This window comes from Pseudomonas sp. FSL R10-1339 (assembly GCF_009600545.1).
GTDB lineage: Bacteria > Pseudomonadota > Gammaproteobacteria > Pseudomonadales > Pseudomonadaceae > Aquipseudomonas > Aquipseudomonas bubulae.
This window is the reverse complement of sequence record NZ_WIVQ01000359.1, coordinates 1-202: the sequence shown is the minus strand read 5'-3', so window position 1 is coordinate 202 and position 202 is coordinate 1. Positions and strand designations below refer to the sequence as shown.

At 60.4% G+C, this 202-nt stretch carries 1 tRNA gene; it reads right to left on the bottom strand.

What is annotated here, in order from left to right:
- Positions 1–73: transfer RNA gene (locus GHO03_RS25055), tRNA-Asp, on the bottom strand.
- Between the last annotated feature and the right edge of the window lie 129 nt (positions 74–202).

Below are 202 nucleotides of genomic sequence, written 5' to 3'. Positions count from 1 at the left end.
GCAGCGGACGGGACTCGAACCCGCGACCCCCGGCGTGACAGGCCGGTATTCTAACCGACTGAACTACCGCTGCGCGTCGGTGGCAGCTCCTTTCGGAACGACCTTTCTCTTGCGAGAATCTCAAGAAGTGGTGGGTGATGACGGGATCGAACCGCCGACCCTCTGCTTGTAAGGCAGATGCTCTCCCAGCTGAGCTAATCAC